The sequence below is a fragment of the Paraburkholderia sp. C35 genome (assembly GCF_003121405.1).
Classification (GTDB): domain Bacteria; phylum Pseudomonadota; class Gammaproteobacteria; order Burkholderiales; family Burkholderiaceae; genus Paraburkholderia.
In genome coordinates, this window is the sequence record NZ_QBUY01000205.1 from 1 (window position 1) to 5,199 (window position 5,199).

Sequence of the window (5,199 nt, forward strand, 5' to 3'; positions counted from 1 at the left end):
ACGGAAATGAGCCTTCAGGTATTGGCCTACAACCTGAAGCGGGTCATCAACATACTCGGTGTCGCGGGAACGATGAAAGCCATGAAAATGGCTGGAACCTAAGGCCCGGGGGGGCTTCGCTGCGCTCGCGAGATTCGATTAGCGTAAGCTGGACCTACCAAACTTGATCCAGCTGAACCGGGAATGGCCGTTCAGCGCCAAAAATTGGGTTCTCACACAAGCTCGGTCGAGGTCGGCCGTGAGCGGCCCGTCATCGTCCTCGCCTAGATCGTCGACAACTTGACTTACGTGGGTAGGCTCGACATCTGGTCGTCAATGCTTGCGCGACGCTGGTGGTATCCAGTACGGTAAACGTTCTCTTGCCTTTCACAAATATCGCATGGTCATTGTCCGCCTCCTGTCCCCGCATGACGCAGAGCAGTTCAAGGCATTGCGTCTTGTCGCTGCCGACAACGCCCCCACCGCCATATGGCCTACCCGTCAGGAGGAAATGGCACGCTCGATTGAAGAGGTCGCCAACAGGGTTCGTTCAACGCCAACCCAAGCTGTCTTTGGTGCGTTTGTGGGCGAGATACTGGTCGGCATCACGGGCGTTCGTCGTGAGCCTCTGTGCCAGGTGAGTCACAAGGCCACGATTTGGGGTGTATTTGTGAACCCTTCACACCGTGGGCAAGGAATCGCACAAACGCTTTTGTCGGCGGCGACAGCTCACGCGACCGATGAGTGGCACACCATCCAGTTGATGCTTTGCGTCAATGCGGAAAACCTGCCGGCAAAGAGGCTTTATGCGTCGCTCGGCTTTCAGACGTTTGGATTGGAGCCACGCGCGATGAAGGTTGGAGATCGTTTTTATGACGAAGAGCACATGTGCAAACAACTGGCCTAGTCGCCCCAGCCCGTCAGGCCGGCTCGGCCACGTTCTGTCGCTCGCTTGAGCCATGCGGTGGTCGCACGAACGACTGGTCCACTCCGAAATCCGCCCGATGCTCAACGCGCAGTTGTCGACCTTTGCTGACATTGAGGCGTGTTGGGTTGTACGTTGGCAATGTGGCAGATTGCTGACGCTGGAGGCACGGACCAGCCGAACAACAGCTTCCTTCATCGGCGAACTCACACTCTCGCCCCTGAGCGGAAGCCCGATTGCTCGGCCTTGTCGCCTAAATTCGGTCATACAGGTAACCAGTCAAAAGGTTGTGCGCTCCCTGTCTTGTTGTCTACCGGTGCGGCACGGACTTTAGTGACGCGGCGCGTGGACCGCCGATTCCGCCAGCTGCATCGTCCTGACCTGAAATATCTCCGCTTCTATCCTCCGGTTCGTCGAACACCAATCGCAGCGCGTACGGAATGGACCGAGGCCGGGTCACGCCGGCAAACATCACGAGCAGCCGCTGCACCTCGTGACGGGCGAATCCTGCCGGCGGCACATGCAGCTCCAGGCGTGCGGGGAGCAGGATACTGTCGCCCGCACTTTTCCGCGTCCGCTCGACCTTGCCGCGCGCCTGGCGGATATGCTTGGCCAGGTCGGTGGGAGCGGGCCCGACTCCTGGGGCAGAGACCGATTCGGCCAGCCGCCGCAGTAGCGATCGGATCGGTGGACGGTCGCCGCTAGCGATGCGTTCCGCCACCAGCCGCGAGTTGAGTTCCACCGGGAACGAGATCTCGCCCAAGGCCCGTCGCACGGGCTCCCACGTACACTGCGACGGCGCGCCAGCAGGCTGAGCGTCCTTCAGAAGCTGCGCCCAGTGCGCCTCCGTGTCGACGTGGACGATCGAGCCAGTCAGCGACGCCACATACAGCGCCGCTTCCAGGCTTAGCCCCTTGAAGATCTGGTACTGCGCAGCGTCCTTGCCTACCGGAAGCGGCTGCAGCAACGTGTAGGGATCAGCTTCGGCCAGACGCTTGAAATACGCGATGACCCGATCCGTCATCACGGCGTCTGCGTCTGGCATGTGCTCGGCAATGAAGCGCCGCTGGGACGCCTCTGGCAGCATCCAGATGACGCGACGGGTTTCCTCTTCCGCGAGTTTCAGGAACCGGTGCAGGCCGCCGCCCTTGGGGGGCTTCCATCCCAGGGTGCGCCGCGTGAGCACTTCCCGGACATGATGGCCAAGCGGGGCACTGACCTCGCCAGGATCGGGCACCAAATGCACCAAGCCGGCGCGGATAAATGGCTCCAGCATCAGAAGGAGCATGACATTCTTGAGCGTCTGCATCTTGTGGCCCGTAGGCGACTCGATGGGGCTGAACTCGGGCTTTATGCGCGTGCCTAGGAAGAATGGGTTCACGAGCACGATCTCATCGACAAACGGCAGCCAGCCCAGCACCGCCGCCTCGACGGTGCGCGGATCGCTGAAGCCCATGTAGACCGAGCGCAGGACTTTCGGGTTGGGCCGCGGTAGCAGGGAGGCCAGATCGGTGTCTTCAGGCCAGAGGCTCGCAAACGCGCTATGGATGCGCTTGACGTGCTCATCGCTCAGGTTGCGGCGCACGTCCTCCCAGGACACCCCGTCAGAGAGGCCCAGGATGCCCTGAACGGCATTGCAGAACATCAGGTTGCGCTCGCGCAGGCCGTAGACATCCCACGACGGGCGCTCTGCGGCGGGCAGCCTCTGGCAGCAGTCCTTGAACGCGTAGGCGCTGCCGCAGCCGCAGAAGTCGTTGGCCCCGATGTTCTTGCGGGGGGCCGTGCGAGTCAGGAACTCGTGGGCCTTGGACGTACGGCCATGCTCGTCCCAATAGCCAGAGCTGCCGTCCTTGTATCCGACGTAGATCGCGCCGCCGAAGCGCCACAGATCGGTCTTAGGCCGCAGCACCTTGGCGATCTGCGCCCATGACCCGTTGAACTCCCGCTCCGGGTAGAGCCAGGTCTTGTCGGCGCCTGCGATGTAGCGCTTCGCCCGCGACTTGAGCAGGTGGTTGATTGCGATCACTTCGTCCCGGCTCAGTCGCCGGTCTCGGATGAAGTTGTCGGTGCGCGTCATGCCCACACCCAGATGCCGCGCGTTCGTGCGCAGCTGCGTCAGGTCTAGTTGATCCGGCTCCTTGGCATATTCCAGGTGAGTGAGGATCAGGCAGGTGTTGGCGTCAAGCGCGAACACAGTCTGAGTGCCCAATGCTGCTACAAGCGGATCCTGCGGGTAGGCGCACTGCTCGGACGTGGGATCCACCGCCGCGTTGTAGATCGTCACCGGGTGGTCCGTCAGGATGAACTTCACGTCCGAGTCCTGCGCCGAGACGATCTCCCGCACGCCCTCGACCCACATGGTGCAATGCATCAGGCGCAGAGCCTGCATTTCAACCATCAGGTCGACTTGGCCCAGCGCGCCGTAGCACGAACGGATCCAGTCCAGGCCCTTGGGGGTGCGTAGTTTCTGCGCTGCCATGTGCTCGAAGAAGTCTTGGAACGACTCATGCATGTCGGCGTGGTTGCCGAGCACGAAGGCGCGGACTGCTTTTGCCCCCTGGTCGTCGATCACGCCAAACAGATACTTTTCCACGTCGTCGTTGACGATCGGACCGAAATGCGTGGTGTACAGGTCGTACTCGACGAAGCAGTTCTTCGTGCCCCATTCGTGAAGCGCCGTACGCGGCACCTGCCGGCCATCGAGCAGTGTCTTGCGATCCGGTTCCAGGTTGAGATGAAAGAGGCGGGACTGACCGGGAGCGAGGAAGCCGCGCTGGTACCACTGCGGCACGTAGTGGTTGTTCCGGGTCTGCTGATCGGTCATCGGCTCACTTGGCTCGTTGGTGCACAGATTGTCCCTCGGCCGTTGCGGGCTTACTGGTAGCCGCCGCCCGCTGGCGTGTTCGAGGCCGCAAGGATGGAGGGGTAGCCCCAAAGCTGACGGCGGCCATACCAGTCGTTTTCAGGTACTGACGAGACGATAGAATAGACGAAACCTGAGGCGCCGCTATGGCGAAAATCGGAATTCGGGTTCTCGGCGTGCAGAAGCACTTCGACAACACTAAGACGCGAAGAGGAAAGACGTAGTGGAGATCATCGGTAGCCAAAAGATCTGGACGTTCTCGGCCGCCTCGGGAGGCATCAAACCGTTGACCTGTGGCGCTATTCGTAAGGAGCCCGCTTTTTTTGTCCGTACGTATATGGAACTAGCGACGAAAGTCGCCGAACTGCAGTTCCTGAACCGCGATTTCGTTCTTATGTTTCGCGGCCAGGCTGGGGATTACAAGAACAAATCCGGGTATACCTCGCTGAAACCATCACTACTGCGTGCAGGTGTTTCAAACAAGGTCCCGAAGGACAGCACGATCAGCGCGCGCTTTGACAAACTCGTTGAGGCAGAGAAAGCTCTTGTGGCTGAGTACGAGGCGCGAAAATATATCGGACGCGATCGACTGAAACGGCAGCGTATTTTGCGTTGGGCGATTCTGCAGCATTATGAGATCTGCGACACGCCACTTCTCGATGTCACGCATTCGCTGCGCATCGCGGCTTCCTTCGCCACTCACCACGCAAACGGCGAGGCCTTTATTTTTGTTCTCGGTATTCCCCACATCAGCGGCGCGATCACAGCGAGTGCTGAAGCTGGAATCCAGATCGTTCGCCTCGCTAGCGTGTGTCCTCCCGCGGCCGTCCGCCCCCATATTCAAGAAGGTTATCTGCTTGGTGAATACCCAGAGTTTGCCAGCGCCGAGCAGAAGCTTTTGTACGAACACGCCGAAATGGATTTCGGCCGAAAGGTGGTTGCCAAATTTCGCTTCACGCCTGAGACGTTCTGGAAGAAGAGCGGACCATTTCCGCAGATTGGCAAGCAAGCTCTCTATCCCCCTGCTACCGAGGATCCCTTGTCCGGGCTCGCCAACGCCGTGAAGGCCGCAATCCCTCGGTAGCGGAGAACGGAATTACCTGCATCCGGAATCGGACGCGACGCTTTTGCTCGTTGCCACAAAGCCTTCCGAAGCAAATCTGTTCGCGTAGAAGCGCGAAATTGTGCGGCAGCAGCATCGTATTGCGTCGAGTGACTAATCGCGGCTATGGCCAGTAGTAGCTGGAGCGCTGTCACACTGGCGACCGATATAACTTCGGAGGCGGCCAGCTGGAATGAGGCATGCAGAACGGCCGAGTTGAGTCGACTTGCGCCGAACGCGTCAGACAGCCTTCGGCCGATTCTGTTGAAAAACTCCCCGCCAAATCGAATTTTGGCTATCCTGGAAGACATTGATCGACGGGGGTGAACG

The 5,199-nt window shown here is 60.0% G+C and carries 3 protein-coding genes; 2 read left to right on the plus strand and 1 reads right to left on the minus strand.

The genetic code is table 11. The features are described from left to right. Nucleotides 1–379: 379 nt before the first annotated feature. Nucleotides 380–886 carry a GNAT family protein gene (locus DK391_RS43800; RefSeq protein WP_109484238.1) on the plus strand — a complete coding sequence of 169 codons (507 nt, stop codon included), beginning with the start codon at nt 380–382 and terminating at the stop codon, nt 884–886. 328 nt (nt 887–1,214) lie between these two features. Here DK391_RS43800 and DK391_RS43805 read toward each other — a convergent pair whose 3' ends face one another. Next, the gene (locus DK391_RS43805; protein ID WP_109484239.1) at nt 1,215–3,728 is read right to left on the minus strand and encodes a DUF4238 domain-containing protein; all 2,514 of its coding nucleotides are present in this window, start codon (nt 3,726–3,728) and stop codon (nt 1,215–1,217) included. A gap of 262 nt (nt 3,729–3,990) precedes the next feature. Between DK391_RS43805 and DK391_RS43810 the strand changes: the two genes are divergently transcribed. Then, complete coding sequence (locus tag DK391_RS43810; RefSeq protein WP_109484240.1) at nt 3,991–4,851, plus strand: FRG domain-containing protein; 861 nt, start codon at nt 3,991–3,993, stop codon at nt 4,849–4,851. Nucleotides 4,852–5,199: the final 348 nt, after the last annotated feature.

What these genes read in the sequence shown, in the direction of transcription:
- DK391_RS43805 (WP_109484239.1), bottom strand. Translation starts at nt 3,728, where the DNA reads ATGACCGATCAGCAGACCCGGAACAACCACTACGTGCCGCAGTGGTAC.
- DK391_RS43800 (WP_109484238.1), top strand. Translation starts at nt 380, where the DNA reads ATGGTCATTGTCCGCCTCCTGTCCCCGCATGACGCAGAGCAGTTCAAG.